The 18,371-nt window shown below is 45.3% G+C and carries 16 protein-coding genes; 4 read left to right on the top strand and 12 right to left on the bottom strand.

The window, feature by feature from the left end:
• Positions 1–55 precede the first annotated feature (55 nt).
• Positions 56–1,468 carry an ArnT family glycosyltransferase gene (locus L4D05_RS16905; RefSeq protein WP_428794730.1) on the bottom strand — a complete coding sequence of 471 codons (1,413 nt, stop codon included), beginning with the start codon at positions 1,466–1,468 and terminating at the stop codon, positions 56–58.
• Positions 1,469–1,641: 173 nt separating this feature from the next.
• Positions 1,642–2,136 carry a pantetheine-phosphate adenylyltransferase gene (gene coaD, locus L4D05_RS16900; protein WP_428754521.1) on the bottom strand — a complete coding sequence of 165 codons (495 nt, stop codon included), beginning with the start codon at positions 2,134–2,136 and terminating at the stop codon, positions 1,642–1,644.
• A gap of 236 nt (positions 2,137–2,372) precedes the next feature.
• Between coaD and L4D05_RS16895 the strand changes: the two genes are divergently transcribed.
• Positions 2,373–3,407 (top strand): glycosyltransferase family 9 protein, encoded by a 1,035-nt coding sequence (locus L4D05_RS16895; RefSeq protein ID WP_428794729.1) that lies wholly within the window; start codon positions 2,373–2,375, stop codon positions 3,405–3,407.
• An 83-nt stretch (positions 3,408–3,490) separates the two neighbouring features.
• Here L4D05_RS16895 and L4D05_RS16890 read toward each other — a convergent pair whose 3' ends face one another.
• Genes L4D05_RS16890 through L4D05_RS16880 form a run of 3 tightly spaced genes read right to left on the bottom strand, consistent with a single transcriptional unit; the run spans position 3,491 to position 7,449 of the window.
• Positions 3,491–5,488: an LTA synthase family protein gene (locus tag L4D05_RS16890; protein ID WP_428794728.1), complete on the bottom strand. Its 1,998-nt coding sequence runs from the start codon at positions 5,486–5,488 to the stop codon at positions 3,491–3,493.
• 48 nt (positions 5,489–5,536) lie between these two features.
• The gene (locus L4D05_RS16885; RefSeq protein ID WP_428794727.1) at positions 5,537–6,340 is read right to left on the bottom strand and encodes a glycosyltransferase family 2 protein; all 804 of its coding nucleotides are present in this window, start codon (positions 6,338–6,340) and stop codon (positions 5,537–5,539) included.
• Between the two features lie 53 nt (positions 6,341–6,393).
• Positions 6,394–7,449 carry a glycosyltransferase family 9 protein gene (locus L4D05_RS16880; RefSeq protein ID WP_428794726.1) on the bottom strand — a complete coding sequence of 352 codons (1,056 nt, stop codon included), beginning with the start codon at positions 7,447–7,449 and terminating at the stop codon, positions 6,394–6,396.
• A 132-nt stretch (positions 7,450–7,581) separates the two neighbouring features.
• Between L4D05_RS16880 and L4D05_RS16875 the strand changes: the two genes are divergently transcribed.
• The 3 genes from L4D05_RS16875 (at position 7,582) to L4D05_RS16865 (ending at position 10,524) form a co-directional block, all read left to right on the top strand.
• Positions 7,582–8,286, top strand: coding sequence for a 3-deoxy-D-manno-octulosonic acid kinase (locus L4D05_RS16875; RefSeq protein WP_428794725.1), 705 nt, complete (start codon positions 7,582–7,584; stop codon positions 8,284–8,286).
• A gap of 119 nt (positions 8,287–8,405) precedes the next feature.
• Positions 8,406–9,695, top strand: coding sequence for an O-antigen ligase family protein (locus L4D05_RS16870; protein WP_428794724.1), 1,290 nt, complete (start codon positions 8,406–8,408; stop codon positions 9,693–9,695).
• A complete protein-coding gene (locus L4D05_RS16865; RefSeq protein WP_428794723.1) occupies positions 9,688–10,524 on the top strand; it encodes a glycosyltransferase in 837 nt (278 codons plus the stop codon). Before L4D05_RS16870 ends, L4D05_RS16865 begins: the two co-directional genes overlap by 8 nt.
• Before the next feature lie 74 nt (positions 10,525–10,598).
• Here the strand turns inward: L4D05_RS16865 and waaA are convergent, their stop codons facing one another.
• The 7 genes from waaA to L4D05_RS16830 form a co-directional block, all read right to left on the bottom strand.
• Positions 10,599–11,876 carry a lipid IV(A) 3-deoxy-D-manno-octulosonic acid transferase gene (gene waaA, locus L4D05_RS16860; protein WP_428794722.1) on the bottom strand — a complete coding sequence of 426 codons (1,278 nt, stop codon included), beginning with the start codon at positions 11,874–11,876 and terminating at the stop codon, positions 10,599–10,601.
• A gap of 43 nt (positions 11,877–11,919) precedes the next feature.
• Positions 11,920–12,315, bottom strand: a complete 396-nt coding sequence (locus L4D05_RS16855; RefSeq protein ID WP_428794721.1) for a GtrA family protein — start codon at positions 12,313–12,315, stop codon at positions 11,920–11,922.
• Positions 12,315–13,274: a glycosyltransferase family 2 protein gene (locus L4D05_RS16850; RefSeq protein WP_428794720.1), complete on the bottom strand. Its 960-nt coding sequence runs from the start codon at positions 13,272–13,274 to the stop codon at positions 12,315–12,317. Before L4D05_RS16850 ends, L4D05_RS16855 begins: the two co-directional genes overlap by 1 nt.
• On the bottom strand, positions 13,271–14,092 hold the full coding sequence (locus L4D05_RS16845; protein ID WP_428794719.1) for a glycosyltransferase: 822 nt from the start codon (positions 14,090–14,092) through the stop codon (positions 13,271–13,273). The genes L4D05_RS16850 and L4D05_RS16845 overlap by 4 nt, the downstream gene beginning before the upstream one ends.
• A 94-nt stretch (positions 14,093–14,186) precedes the next feature.
• The gene (gene waaF / locus L4D05_RS16840) at positions 14,187–15,251 is read right to left on the bottom strand and encodes a lipopolysaccharide heptosyltransferase II (RefSeq protein WP_428794718.1); all 1,065 of its coding nucleotides are present in this window, start codon (positions 15,249–15,251) and stop codon (positions 14,187–14,189) included.
• Positions 15,252–15,253: 2 nt separating this feature from the next.
• Positions 15,254–16,342: a glycosyltransferase family 9 protein gene (locus L4D05_RS16835; protein ID WP_428794717.1), complete on the bottom strand. Its 1,089-nt coding sequence runs from the start codon at positions 16,340–16,342 to the stop codon at positions 15,254–15,256.
• A gap of 2 nt (positions 16,343–16,344) precedes the next feature.
• Positions 16,345–18,141, bottom strand: a complete 1,797-nt coding sequence (locus L4D05_RS16830) for a bifunctional glycosyltransferase family 4 protein/polysaccharide deacetylase (protein WP_428794716.1) — start codon at positions 18,139–18,141, stop codon at positions 16,345–16,347.
• Positions 18,142–18,371 lie beyond the last annotated feature (230 nt).

Genomic DNA, 18,371 nt, shown 5'->3' with positions numbered 1-18,371 from the left:
GTGAGCGAAACAAAAAAGGTCTGAATAATCAGACCTTTTTTATGTGCGCGGTTTATTAGCGTCGTGCGTTACTCTGGAGTTTACAGAGAATAGCCACGCGGTCAAAGTTCTCTGCCACTATATCACTACATTGGTAGCGCTCTTGGTACGGTGCAAAATCACGCTCGGCACGTTCTTTATAAGTGATTAAGTAGAACTTGTTGTGCCCAACAAGCTGATCATCCGACTTCAACTGTTTGGCTTGTCCAAAGCTATAGAACTGACCGGAGTATGAGCGCGGTCGGAAGTAGAACGTCTTCACTTCTGGGTTGAGTTCAGCAATCAGGCCTTTATCGCTGTTATCGGCTACTTTACCCGTTGCGAGAAGGTAAGTTGCGGCAATCAGTGCAACAGGCACAATGAGAGCGGCGATAGACAACCAAAGCATATCTTTCTTTTTCCAGAAAATCGCGATAAGCAATGCCACACCAGAGGTACCCGGTAGTACATAGGTCGGTAGAATATTACTAGAAACCGTAAACAAAACTAATGGCGATAGTGCCCACCACAGCGCAAAACTACTAAAACCATGATTTTGCTTAGCTTGTTCAAGACCAAATTTGGCTCTAACCAACATTAATACTGGTAGAATAAGTGACCACGGCAGAACGGCTAACACCCAAAAGAACCAGATTTTTCCTTTAGGCTCTTGGTGGCCTGAGCCATAGAGATCGCCAGTCCAGCCTGGTTCAACAAAGCGTTTAAAGTGCTCACCAACAATAAAGTAATCAATAAAGCCAGGCGTTGCTTGCTCTGCCATTAGGTACCAAGGTAGGGCAATAGCTAGCATTAACAGCGTGCCTTTAATTAGCGGAAAGCGACGCCAAAGTTCAATAAATGCGCCAATAATACCGTGCTGAATCACCATCCAAGGGAAGACGGCGAGACCAAAGAGCACAATGGCAACCGGTCCTTTCGCGAGTAAGCCGACAGCAAGACCAATAAACCCGACGTAGCCCCACAAGGTTTCGCCACGCCAGCATTGGTAAAAACCAATCATCGCCATCGCAAGGCCTAAGGTCAGCGCCATGTCTGTCATGACGGCGCCAGCAGAAATAGAGAACACCAATGTAGTAGAGAGTACGACAGCCACAACTAGCGGGTTGTAGCCATTTTTCTTGGCAAACCAAGCGGTACCAATCACCACTAAGACACCCGCAATCCAATGAGGGAAGCGTAGGGTAAATTCAGATAAACCAAACAGCTCAACGCTGACAGCGCTCATCCAAGTAAAGAGTGGCGGTTTGCCCCAGAAAGGAACGCCGTAGTCGTAAAGTGGGGTGAGCCAATTACCGGTTTCCACCATTAAACGAGCCATTTCGCCATATCGAGACTCGGTGGTATCCATCAAAGGATAGAGACCTAGCGTCAACAAGCGAATGGCTAACGCGCCAATCAGCAAAATCCAAAGGGTGCGCCCTTTAGCCATGATTTTTTACTCCTACAACATCAAAAAACGGTCGGTTATTATTACCGCGGTCGCAAAGTGGTGAAGTCTCACACACTATGTTTACTATCGTCAACAACTTGTCTGGCAAACAGAGGTTAAGTTTGGCTCAAAATGTGTCAGTTGGAAAATAGCATATGGACAGATGAATTTAGTCAGACCACTTTTTTCGCGTTTAGTGCAGTTTCTACCAATTTTGGCACAAATTGACTGACATCACCGCCATGGATCGCGACTTCTCGTACCAAGGTTGAGGAAATAAAGGCATGCTCTTCTGCTGGAGTTAAGAAAACACTTTCTAAACCTGGCATTAATCGGCGATACATATTGGTGAGACCAAATTCGTATTCAAAATCGACCGTGGTTCGCAGGCCGCGAATCAGGACATTGGCTTGCTCGGTTTTAGCAAAATCCACCAACAACCCAGAAAAACCTTTTGTCGAAACGTTATCCAGATGCGCGGTTGTTGCTTGCGTAAAGTGTACACGTTCGTCTAGCGTAAACATGGTGTTTTTGCTTGGGCTGGCGGCGATGGCGATAATCACTTCATCAAACATCGTCGATGCACGTTCGATAAGGTCAAGGTGACCGTTAGTAATAGGATCAAAGGTACCTGGGTAGACCACTCGAGAAAGGCGTTTTTGTGTCACGATATCAGCTCTGTATAGGGGTTTTATTTAGTGTAACACTTTATCGCGCATTCCTTTTTATTGGCACGCGGTTTTCTTCGCTGATGAAGAGGTTTTTCATTACTGAGTATTGAACACATAATAAATACGATAAGGATAAGAGTTATCATGCGCGCCACGAGTTGCTATTATTCGACAGTCAGTTGGTGTTGTGCCGTTTGGTGTAATGTCGCCTAGAAAATAAAAAGAGATGCTTGATGAAAAATATACTCGTGGTTCGAAATGACAAAATCGGTGATTTTATGTTGGCTTGGCCAAGCTTTGCCATGCTAAAAGCGTCCTTGCCCGAGTGCCGAATCACCGCTCTAGTGCCGAGTTATACCGTGGCGCTTGCTAAGGCTTGCCCTTGGATAGATGAAGTGATTGTGGACACCGGGCCAAAAGCCGACAAGTTAACGCAGCAATCTTTAGTCTCGACCTTAAAAAACGCCAAGTTTGATGCCTCAATTAACTTGTTCTCTACCACTTATAATGCCTTATTGGTGTGGAAGGCGAAGATCCCTTACCGCTTAGCGCCAGCGACGAAACTTGCTCAAATTTTCTATAACAAACGGATTAAACAAAAACGTTCGCAAAGCGCTAAACCTGAGTTTGAATATAACCTCGATCTTGTTCGCGCATTCCTTGTTGATATTGGTCAGCCAGTCATAGAGCCCAAAGCCCCTTATTTTTCATTTTCACTAGATGCGCTGGCTAAGCAAAAGGAAAAACTATCCCAGCAGTATCAACTGAATAAAGCGCGCCCGTGGCTGTTTGTCCATGCGGGGAGCGGCGGGTCGGCCAATAACTTGTCTATTGAACAATACGCCGATCTTGTTGCCGGTATGACGAGTGATGTTGAAGTCGTGCTGACCGCAGGACCAGGCGAAGAAGAAAAAGCCAAGCAGCTTAAACACGCTTTAGAGCAACGAAGCGTTGCCAGCGTGGTGTACGATAAAAATGATGGGCTGATTGATTTTTCGTGCTCCATTGCCTGCGCCAGTGCCTTTATTGCCGGATCTACAGGTCCTTTGCATATTGCCGCTGCATTAGATGTCCCAACAGTGGGTTTCTTTCCTTCTAAACGTTCGGCAACACCATTACGTTGGAAGCCTATCAACTCTGAAGGGCGTCACTTAGCGTTTTGTCCACCGCAAGCTCAGGATAAGTCTTCGCAAGAAGATATGTCGCGTATTGACGTGAAATCACTACTACCGACACTTAATCAATGGATTGCTAACTACGCAAACTAGCGGTCCAGGTAAAGCGCATTCAATGAAAGCGCATTAAAAAAATCAGCCCTCAAGTGAGGGCTGATTTTGTATGATGAGTGATGCTATTGCGCTTGCTTTGCCTCCATCACGCGATAGTTAAGTTGCCATTGCAACATTTTCACGTAATCATCGACCTTTCTGTCTACGTCCTCTGGTACCGGTTGCTTTGCATTTGGGTCAAGGTAGAGCCCTGATTCTGGCCACGGATAAAAGCTACGCGGCTTCTCTAGCGATATCACCCCTTTTTCGGACAGCCATACCTTGGTATTGGCACCAAATGCCAGCGTTGGATCATCTTGCTCGGCGACGATATTACGTCCGCCCACATTTAAATAACGCGCATTAGACAGGCTAGCATGGTAGAGCGATGGCATGATGTCCTTGTGTGAGCCAATACGGTTTGCATCAAAAGTAATGTCTAAATGCGCTTGTATCGCTTCTGGGATATACAAATAGAACGGCACCCCTTTGTCGAGCAAAATCTCTTGTGGCATGGTCGCAGCGATACGTCGCATCTGGTGATCGCCAGTCGCAGCGATGACCGTTGGTCTTTTCGGAGACTGTTTTACGTGGCTAATGAACTGCCCCAAACTATCGGCGGAGTATTGAAATGTCGTTTGAATACCTTCCGGCGCAATCTGTCCTTGCCCGGCGCGAGTACGGTAGTCATCTGAAACATGAGTAGGATAAGGCGAATAATAGTCTGGCGTAACGTACGGCGGGTGATTGGTTACAGACAGCAAAATAATAAACAGCGGCTGCGCCTCTTCATTGAGCAGCTTTTCTACATAGTTAAAGGCCACGTCATCCGGTAACCCCCAATCGGTCATGTATTCTTCTGCTTCTGGGTATTGTGCCAGTAGCGTATTTTGGTCGACCACTCTATCCACGCCTTGTTTTGGCAGATAGCTCATATAATCGCGCCATGCCATATTGCCAGGCGAGACAAAAATGGTCTTGTAACCCGCTTGTTTGTAAGGCTGGAAGGCGCTACCAGATAGCGTTAAGTTTTGCGCTGACGACTGACTAATAGACTGAACCGGGCTACTAAACATGATTTGCGCCATCGATGGCGCGGTGCCGTTATCGGCAGATAAGAAGCGGGTAAACAAGAAATCTTGTTTGAAGTGTTGGCGTAGGCTGCCTAGCATATCGTTGGTTTTTGCATCGTCAAAAGCCAACATATTGGAACCCAAACTCTCCATCACTGCTAGAACCACATTTGGCTGGTTTTGTTCTAGGTATGGGTTATCTGCGGTGTGAATAAAGAGTTCATCACTCCCAACCACTTTTGAGAGCAACGCTTCGCCTTCTTGCAATGACACATCGACAAATTTGGTATCCGCTTTACGTGCTTTTATCGCCCAATCTATCGCCATAAAGCCATTCGGAGTCAGCTTATTCAATACTACAAGTTCAGACACTTGTGCATTGGCTTGGCGCAGGGGAAAAGTGCCGATAGAGCCGCGAGCGGCCACAAAGAATACAGCGATTGAAATGATCCCGTAAGCCATGACGACAGGGGTAAACCAGCGTGTAACGTGTTTTGATGTGGCAGTGAGTCGGTGACTCAGCCAAGCGCCAAGTACCGCTACCACTAGGGTAAGCAGGGTGCTTTGAATAATGGGGTAATCTTGCCACATATTCATCACAACGGCTTCGGTGTCATCTTCGAACAAGCCAAAGGCAAATAAGTCGTAGTGGTTATGGTACGTTTGGTAGTAGTAATAGTTGCCGACAGTGATGGCGGTGATAATAAATACAATAACCGCGCTATAGGTTATCGCGATAGGTCGGAACGCACGCCAAATAGTGCTGTGGGCAGCTAAGAACAAACCAATCAGATATAAGGGAGCAAAGCCGATCGCGCTAACGCGAAGATCGTAGCGAAGTCCAGTTATCACCATCCGCCAAATATCAGCAGATTTATCAGTCAGTTGATCGGGGTCGACAAAGTAAGCGAACATCACTGCTCGACCTACGCACATAATTAGGGTGACAAACAGCACCTGAAACCAAACCAGTTTGGTGAGCTGTCTAAAGTGTTTTTGATACATCATAAAAATTAACGACTACTTTTTATTCAGAGAGTTTTATTCCAGAGAACGTTATTCAGGTGAATGGTCTTTTTGAGACACCTGTGCAGGTTGAGTGCTGGTGCGAACCCAAAGATCAGCATATTTAACAAACGTCGAGTGAGCGGATAGTAGCGACAACAAAAAGCCCTGCTTACCATCTAAGAAGCCCGCTTTAACGATGTACATTTTCACGAAGCAAGCTATAGCATGAATGATGCCTTGAGAAATACTGGAGCGTTTGCCGCGTTTTTCACGTTGCTCTGCCCAAGCTTTCGCGTACCCTGCAGACTTCACCAAGTAATGATGCACATCATCATAGGTATAATGAATCAGATCGCCCGCTAGCGTCTCTACTTTCATCGATTTATTAGTTTGCACTTTTTCATGCACCAGTGAATCATCGTATTGGGTGAGATTCGTAGGATAGAGTCTAAGAACCTTATCGGGATACCAACCACAATGCTTAATGAAGCGGCCAAACACCCAGCTTAAGCGAGCAAACTGATAAATCGTCGAGGGCTGATTTTTCTCAACCGCTTGCAAAATACTTTGCTTAAGCTCTGGTGTGACACGCTCATCCGCATCCAGCCAGAAAACAAAGTCAGACTCGACATGGCTTTGTGCTAGTCGTCTTTGTGGACCAAATCCTGGCCATTCATGGTTAACATGAAATTTAGCGCCAAAATCATGGGCGATGGCTTCGGTATTATCTGTGCTGCCTGAGTCTAAAATAACGATTTCATCCACCCAGCCTTGAACGGTTTCAAGACAAGCACGTAAATGCTTGGATTCATTTTTTACAATAAGGGCAACAGCCAGTGTCGGTTTTGTCACAATATATACCTTGTAGGGCGCTACGTTGATCTAGGAGAGTGCTCCAAGTATCTTTATGCGCCGAGATTCTCTAATTTGATGACCTTATCAAACATAGCAATCACTGCTTGGGCGTCAATGCGCTGCATGGCTTGTTTGTCTTTGACTCGAGCTCGCCAATTAAGCTCGTGGCTCGCTTTGCTAGTTTCAGCTTGAATCGCCTCTTCATAAGCAGAAACCACATAATCTTGATAGTTATAAGGACCCGTTCGCGCTGGGTTATGGTGCGCATAAAGACCAATTACCGGTGTGCCCATGGCATTCGCCATATGGGTAGGGCCAGTATCCGGGGCGATCAGTAAGTCGGCATTATCAATGAGTGCCAGCATCTGCATTAAGCTGCTTTGGCCAATTAAATTCTTTACTGGTGTGGATAACGTAGATTCAATCGCTTTGCCAAGCTCTACCTCAATGCTCGCGGGACTACCAGCAAGCGTCACGGTCCAACCAAGTTTGGCCGCGTGTTCAATCACCGCCACATAGCCATCAACGGTCCAGTTTTTATAGCCTTTACTCGCCGCAGGGACGATAAGCAAATTTCGCTCACTGGCAAGCTGCAGCTTTGCCCAAGCTCTATCGTGGCTCGCGTAGTCTAGTGCCCACTTAGCTTGAGTCGCTGGCACACCTAACGTTTGGGTAAACGCCATCAAGCCATCAAGGACATGCATTTTAGCAGGCGAAGGCACTTTAACATTGGTAAACAGCCCCTGAAAATCTTGCGCACGTTCGCCATCAAAGCCCAGTTTATACTTAGCTTTGATTCCCAGAGTCGCAATACTCGCACGAAAGGCATACTGCATGTGTAACAGTGCGTCAAAGTTATGGTGTCTGAGTTGTTTCCAAAGCGTTCGGTAGCCTTGCCCGCCTGCTTTCTTATCGAAAACCACGACCTCGATGCCGTCGATACTTTTTAGCAATTGCTCTTCAAGTTTACCCGTTACCCAAGTGATTTTAGTCTCAGGCCAATGGTGTTGAATCGCTTGTACGGCAGCGATGGTGTTACAGACATCACCAATAGCAGAAAGCCTTAAAATACATACAGAGTGAGGAGCAGAATCGAAAAGTGCCATAAATACACAACGCCAGAAACAGATGTAAAGATTATGCAGGGGGGCGGTTTGAATGTAAAATCAGAAACAGTGGAAAAATAGAAAAGATGGTGCTGGGTCCTTGGTCCTAGTTCCTAGGGGTAGGACTTAAGCGTGAAAACAGTGAACAGTAACAACATCACCTATTGGTTTGATGAGGCTTTATTGCAAGAACCCGTAGAGCAAGTATTTTCACCTGAATTCTGGCAATCACAGAATAAGGTGATTGGTAGTGCGCAGGGGCGCGGAACCACATGGTTTGTGCAAACCCAAACTGGTGAAGCGGCGCTTAGGCACTATCGCCGTGGCGGACTGTTTGGAAAGCTGGTGAAAGATCAGTATTGGTTTACGGGCTGGGAGAAGACCCGCAGTTTCCAAGAGTTTCAGTTGCTCAATACCTTAATAGAAGCAGGCGTCAACGTGCCAAAACCAATGGCAGCGAGAGCGGTCAAGGTAGGGCCTTACTATCGGGCTGATTTATTGAGTAAAAAAATTGCCAATGCCCGTGATCTTGTCGCCATCTTACAAGACAGGCCGTTACCGAAAGAAACGTACCAAAAGATTGGTGCGGAAATTCGTAAAATGCACGACGCACAAGTGAATCATACTGATTTGAACATTCACAATATCTTGATTGATGATCAAGATAAGGTTTGGATTATTGATTTTGATAAGTGCTGTTTAGAGTCTGGGGATGACTGGAAGGAGTTAAACTATGCACGCTTAAAGCGCTCTTTTGAGAAAGAAGTAGTACGCTTTAACATACGGTATAGAGTGGAAAATTTCTCCGATATTATTAATATGAATACTAAGGTTTAGACCTTTATGAGTTGGAGGCAATACGATAACAACATCTAGATGTTGTTAGTTTGCTTTGATATCATAGGTAACGTTTTTTCCTGTCATTCTTAACTATTTCGCTAACAGAGAGCCGTATTTTGTCCAATATGCAAAAAGAAGTATTTAGTCACTCGATTTTTAGTTGGCTATTGGGCGGGCTTGCGTTATCCCTTGGGGTTTCAAAAGCGGGGCTAAGCATTTTTACTATTTTGCTGCTGCTTGTATTTATTGGTTTTAGTGTTAAATATCGAGCTGAATTGCGTTTTCATTCAATGAGTCGACTCTCTCAATGGCTACTGTTGCTATTTGCTAGTGGTTCGTTGCTTTCTTTACTTTCCTCTGGTGGTTTAGGTAGCATGAAAGACTTTATGAACAAAGGTAGCTTGTTATTAGTGTTACCCATTTGTCTTCACTTACTGCATGATGAAAAAAACAGACGTTTTGCCTTTTTCTCCTTGTTGCTAGGTGCCGTAATCGCATCGTTATATTCCTTATCTATGTGGGCAGAGACTCTAACTTCCACTGAGCCTACGGATCGTATTGCGAGCTTTTGGGATCTAGGACGCTGGGGAGAGTACGTCTGCTACGTGTTAGTTTTTTTATTGCCTTTATTGTCTATGCCACAATCCCGAAAGCAGAGATCCGCGATTATTCTGTGTTTTAGTTTAGTGCTGCTCGCGTTGCTGATCTCAGGAATGCGTGGCCCATTTTTAGCAATAGTAGTTTCATTTTTGGTCTACTTTTTAATTTTAAATCGTCGTTATCTTCTGCATTTTGCCGTGCTCTCTATATTGGGTACTGCGGTTGTTTTTATTGCCACACCAAGTGTGATTGAATTTGCTTGGTTGAGATTTATATCGATATTTGATGTGACGCAGAATTACTCTAATTTGGCTCGTCTTAATATGTGGTTCTATGCTGTAGACTTTTTTATGCATAACCTTACTAACGATGTTCAAGGGTTGTTGTGGGGAAGTGGTTTTGGGAACTTAGGACCAATATTTGGCAGCTACATGGAACAATCAAACCAACTGGATACCCTCATTCAAGTGACGGGAGGAGCGGCGTCAATAAATGACCACCACAACGCAGCGCTAAACGTCGTGAACCAAATAGGTGTCGTTTACACTTTGCTTCTTGGGGTTGGTGTGATAATGGTGCTAAAGCGGTTATGGGGAAGATATAGAATTACGCCGGCTAGTCATTGGTTACATTCAGCAATCTTGGTTGTTTTAGCGTATTTAGTGATGGGAATATTTTATAGCAACGAACTCAATTACCAAACCCTGATGGCGGCTTTCATGTGTTGCCTTGCTGTGCGTTTTCATGATACAGAGAATACGTTGTGTATCCGTAATACGGATGGGCTAGGAAGTGGTGATGCATAAAAATAAGATGAGTTATAAAGCCTCGGTGATCGTGGCATTCTATAATAATTTGGATGTGCTTTCGGTTGTTTTAAAAGCATTACAGAATCAAACTGAATCCGATTTTGAGGTGGTTATCGCCGATGATGGTTCTCGACCGGAAGTGGTTGAGCAGCTCAAAATAAAAATCGACAACTCGCCATTGTCCATACAACACATCTGGCATGAAGACGCAGGCTTTAGAAAAAACCGTTGCCTGAACCTTTGTGTAAAAGCCAGCCGTAGTGAGTATCTGATTTTTATTGACGGAGACTGCGTACCTCAATCTCATTTTGTTGAAGATCATTTGAGTGAAGCAAAGCTAAACCGAGTAGTGAATGGCAGGCGAGCGGATCTTTCCCCTCGTTGCAGCGAATTGCTGGTCGCGTCACCTTCTCCTGAGCATTTTGTCTCGAATCACTTTGGTAAAATGCTGATCGATGGTTTATGCAGCCAAGGGAAGAATGCTGAAAAGGGTTATCGCTTAAAAAATGACTGGCTAAGACAAAAGTTCCAAAACAAAAAGAAAGGGCTTGTCGGCTGCAATCTGTCTTTACATAAGGCCGATTTATTGCGCATTAACGGCTTTGATATGCGCTATGAAGCGGCGGGTACGGGGGAAGACAGTGATATTGATTTTCGACTGCAATTGTTAGGCGTCGAGATCCATAACTGCTTTTACAAAGCCACACAGGTTCATATTTATCACAAAGAGCTACCAAGGTTACCGGTAAATGATGTTTTATTTGCCAGAGTGAGAGAAGAAAAAATCGCTTACACCCCGTTTGGCTTAGATACCTTACCAGAATAGTCATTCAGCTCCGCTTTCGAAGTAGAACATGAGGCGACTCCCGTTAAGGGCCGAGCTCTTAAGTCCGAGAATCTTTAAATTGCGTCGAGGGTGCGAACGAGTGCCCCTTTGTTATCATCAACAACCTGCTGCGCACTGACCCCCATGTCTTTAAGCAACTCAGGTTGGCCAAGCCACTCTGCAAGTATGGTTGCCAACTCTTCTACGTTGGAAACAATAGCGCAGCCGTTTTGAGTCACAAGTTGTGCGGTGATGTCACTGAAATTGTAATAGCTCGGGCCTGTTATGGATGGGAGCCCGACAGCTGCAGGTTCTAATAAATTATGCCCACCGACTTTTTTCCCGACTAAGCTGCCACCCATAAAGCAGACATCGCTGGCAGCAAGTAGCGTCATCATCTCACCCATAGTATCCGCCAGATACACTGAGCATTCTGAGTTGATCCCCGTCTTTGCTTCAGTGCGACGTACCAAAGCAAACCCCTGCGTTTGACATATTTCAGCAACCAGATTAAAGCGTTCAGGGTGTCTAGGGACTAAAATTAACAAAGCATTGGGATGGGATTCTAGCAAAAGTTTATGAGCCGCAAGTACTTGCTCATCTTCGCCTTGGTGCGTGCTAGCTGCTATCCACACCGCTCTATTGCTACCTAGGTTTTCTCGTAAGGTTTTCCCTTTGGAGTGAACATCGGCATCAATTGAAATGTCGAATTTGATCGACCCTGTAACTTGCACTTTTTCTGAATTTATTCCCAATCTTAAAAAACGAGAAGCATCGTCTGCATGTTGACATAGTACATGGTCAAGCTTAGATGATAGCCAACGAAATATCGGTAGTACTTTTTGATAACGCAGGCATGAGCGCTCGGAAAGGCGTGCATTGATTACAGAAATAGGTATACCAGCATTAGCCACTTCATGCAGCGTATTAGGCCAAAGTTCGGTTTCAACAATAATTAATTGAGTAGGTTTAATGGCTGCAAGAAACCCCCGAACAGCAAAGGAGAAATCGAGCGGCATGTAGCGGTGGATAACCTCAGGAGCAAGCTTTTCAGCTTGCTCTGCACCAGTTGGTGTGGTGGTGGTCAGTAGCACTTGCTTGTCTGGATGCTGAGTGAGATAGCGCTTAATTAACGGGGTGACGGCAATCACTTCACCGACAGAAACCGCGTGAAACCATACGACAGACTTATTATTGTTACTTGCTGCTGTATTGTCTATAGCTGGCGTATAACCAAAATGCTCTTTCCAGCGTGCTCCCACCGCAGGTTTTCCTGGTTTATTTTTAAATAAGCCATAGAGGAACACTGGAGCGACGAGAGCAAGGAGTAGACTGTAGATTAAGCGCAGCATAGTGATGTTCTCTTGATAAAATAATACCGGACGACGAATTCAGCTAGGCGGTTGTTTTGTCTGAAAATGTCCAAACCTTATGAATGACATAAGTCACAATAGGTAGGATCACCACGACCATTACGACACGAACATAGCTATTGAGATCAGAAAACAGCTCACTGATCCCTTGAGAAACTAACAAGGCACCAAACTGCACCATGAAAAATCGCAGAGCATTGCCCCAATTCACCTTGTTCTTGAACACAATTAGCGTCTGGGCGAAATAAGAGAAAATAAAGGCCAAAGAGAAGCCTACGATATTGGCAAGCAGCACGTTGTCTTGCACCAAGTGTAGAAAGCTAAAAGCAACGGCGACATGAATTGCTGTTGCCATCCCTCCGGTGAGAGCAAAGCGGACAAGGCGAAATTTTAGCAGTCTATCCAAGAATGAATGCATTACTTGTCGTCCTGGCTAGGTTGCTGCTCAGCAAGACTGTCTTCTTCAATAATATAAGTGGGTCGGCGCTTTGATTCCATATAAAGACGGCCAATGTATTCGCCCATTACGCCAATACCAATCAGCTGTACGCCACCTAAAAACAGCATAACCGTAATCAAAGATGCATAACCAGGAGAATCAATACCATAGATCAGGGTTTTGATTATGGTTGCGCTACCATAAATAAAAGACAGGGCGGAGATAAACCCACCCACATATAGCCAAATACGTAGTGGTGCAGTGCTAAAGCTCGTGATGCCATCGAGTGCGAAGTTCCACAATTTCCAGCCATTGAAGCTGGTTTCGCCTGCTTCTCTTGCTTCTCGTTTATATTCAACCACGGCAGTTTTAAAGCCTACCCATGAGAAAATGCCTTTCATAAAGCGCTGGTTTTCTGGAAGTAGCTGAATAGCATTGACCACACGGCGGTTGATTAAACGAAAGTCGCCGACGTTTTCAGGAATTTCGACTTGAGCAACCGCGTTATGGAACTTGTAGAACAGCTCAGCTGAGAACTTTTTTGCCCAAGAATCAGTACTGCGATCGACTCGCTTTGCAACCACAACATCATAGCCCTCTTCCCACTTACGAAGAAAATCATGAATGAGCTCTGGTGGATCTTGCAGATCTGCATCAATAGGGATCAGTACTTCAGCACGCGCACTATCAATGCCAGCAGTGAGCGCCGCTTCTTTACCAAAGTTGCGGGACAAATTGATGATGCGAATTGCCGAGTATTGTTGCTGCAGCTGTCTTATGGTCGTTAATGTATTGTCTTTGCTGCCGTCGTTGATAAAGATAACTTCGTAGCTATATTGGGAATCAGCAAGGACCTTACTGATTCGCTCCATAAATAGCCCGACGACTTGTTCTTCGTTATAGCACGGGCACACAATGGAAATAGTCGGAGATGTCATACTGATAACCTTTCATCTTGTTGGTTAATGCCATTTTTGCACACGATATTGGCTGAATCTTTTTTTGCATTATACATATCAAGCGCTGCCTCACTGGGGGTTTTTTCTTGATGATAGAGGTGAAATAGGCTGCAACGACCAATAATAGAATGTGCTTGGTAGCCCTGTAATTTCAAGCGTCGCTCGACATCACTTTCTTCCATGCCATAACCAACAAAATCATTATCAAAGCCGTTGATGGCAAGGAGTGCTCGTTTCGGTATACCCATATTGGCCCCAAGGGCGGAACGTTGTCGTTTGTTAATACGGTTGAGCTCCCATACAGGGAAGCGAATCCCCACTTCTACCCGTTTAAGCTGCTTTTGGATCGCCTTTTTGAGTAGCCATAGTGGGCTGTCGAGCTTTTTAAGTGGTAATTTTTTTTGTCTGAACTTTTGGCTGACGTGTTCAAATAAGTCTACACGACGACCAAAAATTAACGTATTTAAGCTTAATCTTTGTTGATAGTCTTCAATAAAGTAGCGAGATGGAATGCAGTCATTATCCGTAAAAATGAGATAATCGGCATGTGAGGTTTTAATCGCTTTATTAAGAATCATTGCGCGGCGAAACCCAAGGTCTTCATGCCAAATATGTCGAACTTTCATCCCTTTTTGTTGGTAGCTATTGACGAGTTGAGCAATCTCAGGGCCTGAACCATCATCCGCGATACAAACCGAGAAGTCCTTTGAAGTTTGTTGCACGTAACCTTCCAGTACTAGCTGGGTATCTGTCACATTGTTGTACGTTGCAATTACAACTTCGATAGATGGGGGCATATCTTGCTCTTTTTGGGGATCATTCGCATGAATTCTCATGTCGTGTATTAAGGTTTTGGATGGTCACTTACCGAAAAAGTTCCCATCTTTCTATTCAAGTCATTACTTTGCAGGATGTTGATTTCAAAGCGTCAATGATTCGTTGAGGGGGCAGCTGTTTCAAGCAATTTAAGTGTCCTAAAGGACATTCCCGTTTAAAGCAAGGACGACATTCAATATCAGTATGAATGATGGACACGTCATCGCTAAGTGGTGGCGTATAATCGGGAGAGCTTGAGCCATAGACCGCAATAATTTTGCACCCCACGGCTGCCGATACATGCATTAAGCCAGAGTCGTTGCTGATGACGGTATCACACGCTGCCAGTAAGTCTACTGCTTCGGTCAATGAGGTATTACCAGCAAGGTTAAAACAATGCGCTTGGGCTTCTACGGTTAGGCTTTGTTTGATTTTTTCCGTGACTTCTCGGTCTTTTTCCGAGCCAAATAGCCAGACCTGCTGACCATTATTGATAATGTGCTGCGCTACTTCGGCGTAGTACTGATCTGGCCAGCGCTTTGCCGGACCAAACTCTGCCCCAGGGCACATGCCGATGGCCGTTCGCCCTGCTGTAAGCTGATTTGCTGTCTGGACGGTGAGTTGAAATTTTTCCAGAGCTTGTTGCTGAATGGCCTTATCAATCGAAAGCTGAGGACGAGGGCAAGTCTCCAGAGATACCTCATCCAGCATTTTGTCGCGTTTTGAGGCAAGCGCAACAAAACGCTCTACGTAATATTGGAAAATACGTTTGTCGGGACGTAAGTCATTTAATAGGCCATAACGCATTTCACCTTTCCAGCCGATACGTTTAGGAATGCTTGCAAATAAAGGGATCAGCGCAGATTTGGCCGAGTTTGGCAGCACGTAAGCGTGGGTATAACCTTCTTTTTTTAGGCGACGCCCAATCTTCCAACGGCCCATTAAGTTAAAGGCGCCGTGGCCAATCGGCATTTCAATGGCGTTAGCCACTTCCGGCATACGTTGTAAAATAGGCTTGCACCATGCTGGCGCTAAGACATCGATGGTTGCTGCTGGGTTACGGCGCTTTAGCTCTGTGTAAAGGCTTTGTGACATGACCATGTCACCGACCCAAGAGGGGCCTATTACGAGAATTTTCATAGTTAAATATCTTTATTATTAAGAATGAGCTGCGCCAACTTTTGTTCTACGTCTAGCCAGTCTAGGTCATTAATATCGGGCACAGCGCAATGCGTTGCCATGCTGGTAACCGCTAAATCTGAGTTAGGGTGCCACTGCTTAAAGTTGGCAGGGTCTGGGTTATAAAGTGCAAGCTGTGGAATGCGTAACCCAGATGCCATATGCACAATCGCAGTATCAACCGTGATCACAAACTCAGCTGCCGCAATGAGGCTTGCCACATCAAATATCGTGTTACTGACATTATAGTGAATCGCGTCTAATTGGTGCTCTTTAATCATTTGCTCAGTTTGTTCAAATGTGTCTGGTGCTGAAATCAATATAACGGATAGTTCAGGACTATTCTGTTTGACGAATGTGATCAGTTTTTCCACAGAGTGCGGATTAAGCTTACGTGAACGGCCGCTACCGTAGGCATTGATAACGCAAAAGTTTTGCAGGGAATGATCATTAATAAATGTCTGAGCGCAGAGCTTAGAGCCTTCGGTTTGTGGAATGACATAGTGCGTAGAGTGGGCTGGAACTCCAATTTTTTTCAGTAGCGCCCCAAAGCGGTCAGCAAAATGCAGGTTTTGTGTTTCAGCTCCTAGCTTGATGTCGACGATATCGAGAGAGTCGTCTAACCCCGCGATATGCGTTGCTCTGCATTGTTTAAGAAAGAACAGGTCTTTCATTTTCAGGTTAAGGTTAAGTGAGACCAATAAATCACACTCTCCAATCTCAATACATGCCTTGGTGATGTCTTTGTAGCTCGGTCTCTTTTTTAGCTCAATGACTGAATCTGCACCAAGGTGATTCAAGAATAAATCACGCATATTTGGTGCAGTGACCACTGTCAATTTTACCTTGGGGTAGTGCGCTTTTATGTCGTGAAAAACAAAAGAGGAGACAAAAGCATCGCCAAGTTTGGCGTCAGTGCGCAAAAAGACTATATGCTGCAATTTCTCTGTATCGAGAGGTAGTGAAGGCTTATATCTATCGAATAAGATAATGCCTAATTTTCGTCTTACTTGATCGCGCAGTAACTGCAATCGAGAAATGAGAGCCCTCATTACTATTTCACCTTTCTAAATAAATAATTGCCACGCACCTTACGCCACAACCCTAACACATCGGTTCTTGGAAAAATCGCAATACGGCGAATCTGATACGGGTCTTCATGAAAACGCAATGACCCAGAATTGGTTGCGACAGCGTATTGATAGCCGACTTCTTTCGCAATAGTTTTCGAAGCTTGATTGTGCTCACCAAACGGGTAAGCAAATGAGGTAAGCGGCTTGCCTAGCAAGGCTTCGAGCGTTTGTTTGTTCTCTAGAATTTCGACGCGCTGCGCGTCATCGCTGAGCGTATCTAATTTAGGGTGCGTTAGGGTATGGCCACCAATTTCAATATGTGGCGAGACCGCAAGCTGCTTTACTTGCTGAGCATTCATCAGTGGCACCGATTTTTCAGGGTTGTTTGGGTTTTCAACATCCCATCGGTTAAAGGTTTCCCCTGTGACCACATAAACCACCGCTTTAAAGCCGTATTTTTCCAGCATTGGCAGCATTAGCTCAAGGTTATCGGCGTAGCCATCATCCACCGTAATCATGATGTAGCGCTTGCCCGCTTCTAAGCGGCGGATAAGGCGGCCATCTTGCAAGTCTTCAAAGGTTAGGCTGTCAAAGCCCATGCGCTTGAGCAGTTTTAAGTGCTTTTCAAACATATCGATGTGTAGGTAAGTGCCATGTACACCTTTGCCACTGTCATCGCTAATAAAGCGGTGATACATGATCACCGGCATCTCACGGCGCAGCGTATCGACATACACATCTTGATAAATCCGCTCAACTTGATCGACGACCTTAGTGAGCGTGTAATGTTCGCGAATGATTTGGCTGGTGGCTTCATCGCAATGTGGCGTCGACAACCCTTGCTCGATCATGCTTGGAATCGCCGCAAAATCAATATCCAAATCGTTTGGACCAATATCGCCAAAATTGCTCGCCATCGCTTGGGAGACGTTAGTGGAATCGACAATACCGATGCACTGCGCTTCACCCACGGCAAGAGTAGGGCGACCACACAGCAAAGATTCCATCGCCACACGGCCCGCGCCAATAACCAAATCCGCTTCACTGAGCATTTTCGGCACATCATGGGTATAGCCAGTAAAGGTGACGCGATCTTTAAATGTTTCAAAGCGAGGCTCAAACGTCGAGCCCGATACCACTTGTACCTGATAGTGTTCCAAGTCCAAGCATTCATCTAATAGGCGATAACAAAGCTCACCTTTGGGCCCTGTTAACCGGCCAACAATAGTAATCACCGGCTTAGCTTGCACAGATTCAGCTTTCGAAGATTTAGTATTCGCAGGGGAAGGGCACCATTGAAAACGCTCAGTCTCAATGCCATTTCGGCTGACTTCCATCTGCTCTAAAGGCACATTAAGGTCATTGGCTAATTGGTCACGAATCGCTTCGCAAACCGGCAGCGCTTTATTGCCCATCGCATGAAACTTCTTACGTGACGCATGCACTGGTTGACGGCCATGAACCGTCGTCACCATTGGCGTACCAGTGAGCTTGCACGCTACATGACAGCTCCAGCTCGACGCGCGAGAATGGGCATGCACCAATTGGATATTGTGCTTCTTGATAAGGTAAATCAGATAGCCCACGTGCCAAAATCGACGCGGCACACTGCGTTTATTAAAGCGCAGTGAGAAAAACGGACCATCATGAGGCTTGGTCAGTGTATCCGACACATAAAACACATTATGGCCTCGGGCGGTTAATTCATTGCCAACCGTCGTGGCGTAGACCTCCGCTCCCGTGACTTCAAGTTGGGAGAGGGCCATAAGAATGTTCATGGTGGTATCCTTAAAAAGCGGTAAATAAAGGGTGGTTGTATGGTGGAAGGGTTAGAGCGGTCCTATGGTCCTGTGGCCCTATGGGGCGTAACTTTTCTTCTAAGTACTCGCCCTATAAAGCTATAGGCTTATTATTAACCATAGAACCATAGAACCATAGAACCATAGAACCATAGAACCATAGAACCATAGAACCATAGAACCATAGAACCATAGAACCATAGAACCAT

The sequence above is a fragment of the Vibrio nomapromontoriensis genome (genome assembly GCF_050337205.1).
In the GTDB taxonomy this organism is placed as follows: Bacteria; Pseudomonadota; Gammaproteobacteria; order Enterobacterales; family Vibrionaceae; genus Vibrio; species Vibrio nomapromontoriensis.
The sequence above is the reverse complement of the archived record's forward strand: the minus strand, read 5'-3'. Positions and strand labels throughout refer to the sequence as shown.

Coding starts and splice junctions, on each gene's coding strand:
- L4D05_RS16905 (WP_428794730.1), bottom strand. CDS start 1,468: ATGGCTAAAGGGCGCACCCTTTGGATTTTGCTGATTGGCGCGTTAGCC.
- L4D05_RS16895 (WP_428794729.1), top strand. CDS start 2,373: ATGAAAAATATACTCGTGGTTCGAAATGACAAAATCGGTGATTTTATG.
- L4D05_RS16890 (WP_428794728.1), bottom strand. CDS start 5,488: ATGATGTATCAAAAACACTTTAGACAGCTCACCAAACTGGTTTGGTTT.
- L4D05_RS16880 (WP_428794726.1), bottom strand. CDS start 7,449: ATGGCACTTTTCGATTCTGCTCCTCACTCTGTATGTATTTTAAGGCTT.
- L4D05_RS16865 (WP_428794723.1), top strand. CDS start 9,688: ATGCATAAAAATAAGATGAGTTATAAAGCCTCGGTGATCGTGGCATTC.
- waaA (WP_428794722.1), bottom strand. CDS start 11,876: ATGCTGCGCTTAATCTACAGTCTACTCCTTGCTCTCGTCGCTCCAGTG.
- L4D05_RS16855 (WP_428794721.1), bottom strand. CDS start 12,315: ATGCATTCATTCTTGGATAGACTGCTAAAATTTCGCCTTGTCCGCTTT.
- L4D05_RS16850 (WP_428794720.1), bottom strand. CDS start 13,274: ATGACATCTCCGACTATTTCCATTGTGTGCCCGTGCTATAACGAAGAA.
- L4D05_RS16845 (WP_428794719.1), bottom strand. CDS start 14,092: ATGCCCCCATCTATCGAAGTTGTAATTGCAACGTACAACAATGTGACA.
- waaF (WP_428794718.1), bottom strand. CDS start 15,251: ATGAAAATTCTCGTAATAGGCCCCTCTTGGGTCGGTGACATGGTCATG.
- L4D05_RS16835 (WP_428794717.1), bottom strand. CDS start 16,342: ATGAGGGCTCTCATTTCTCGATTGCAGTTACTGCGCGATCAAGTAAGA.
- L4D05_RS16830 (WP_428794716.1), bottom strand. CDS start 18,141: ATGAACATTCTTATGGCCCTCTCCCAACTTGAAGTCACGGGAGCGGAG.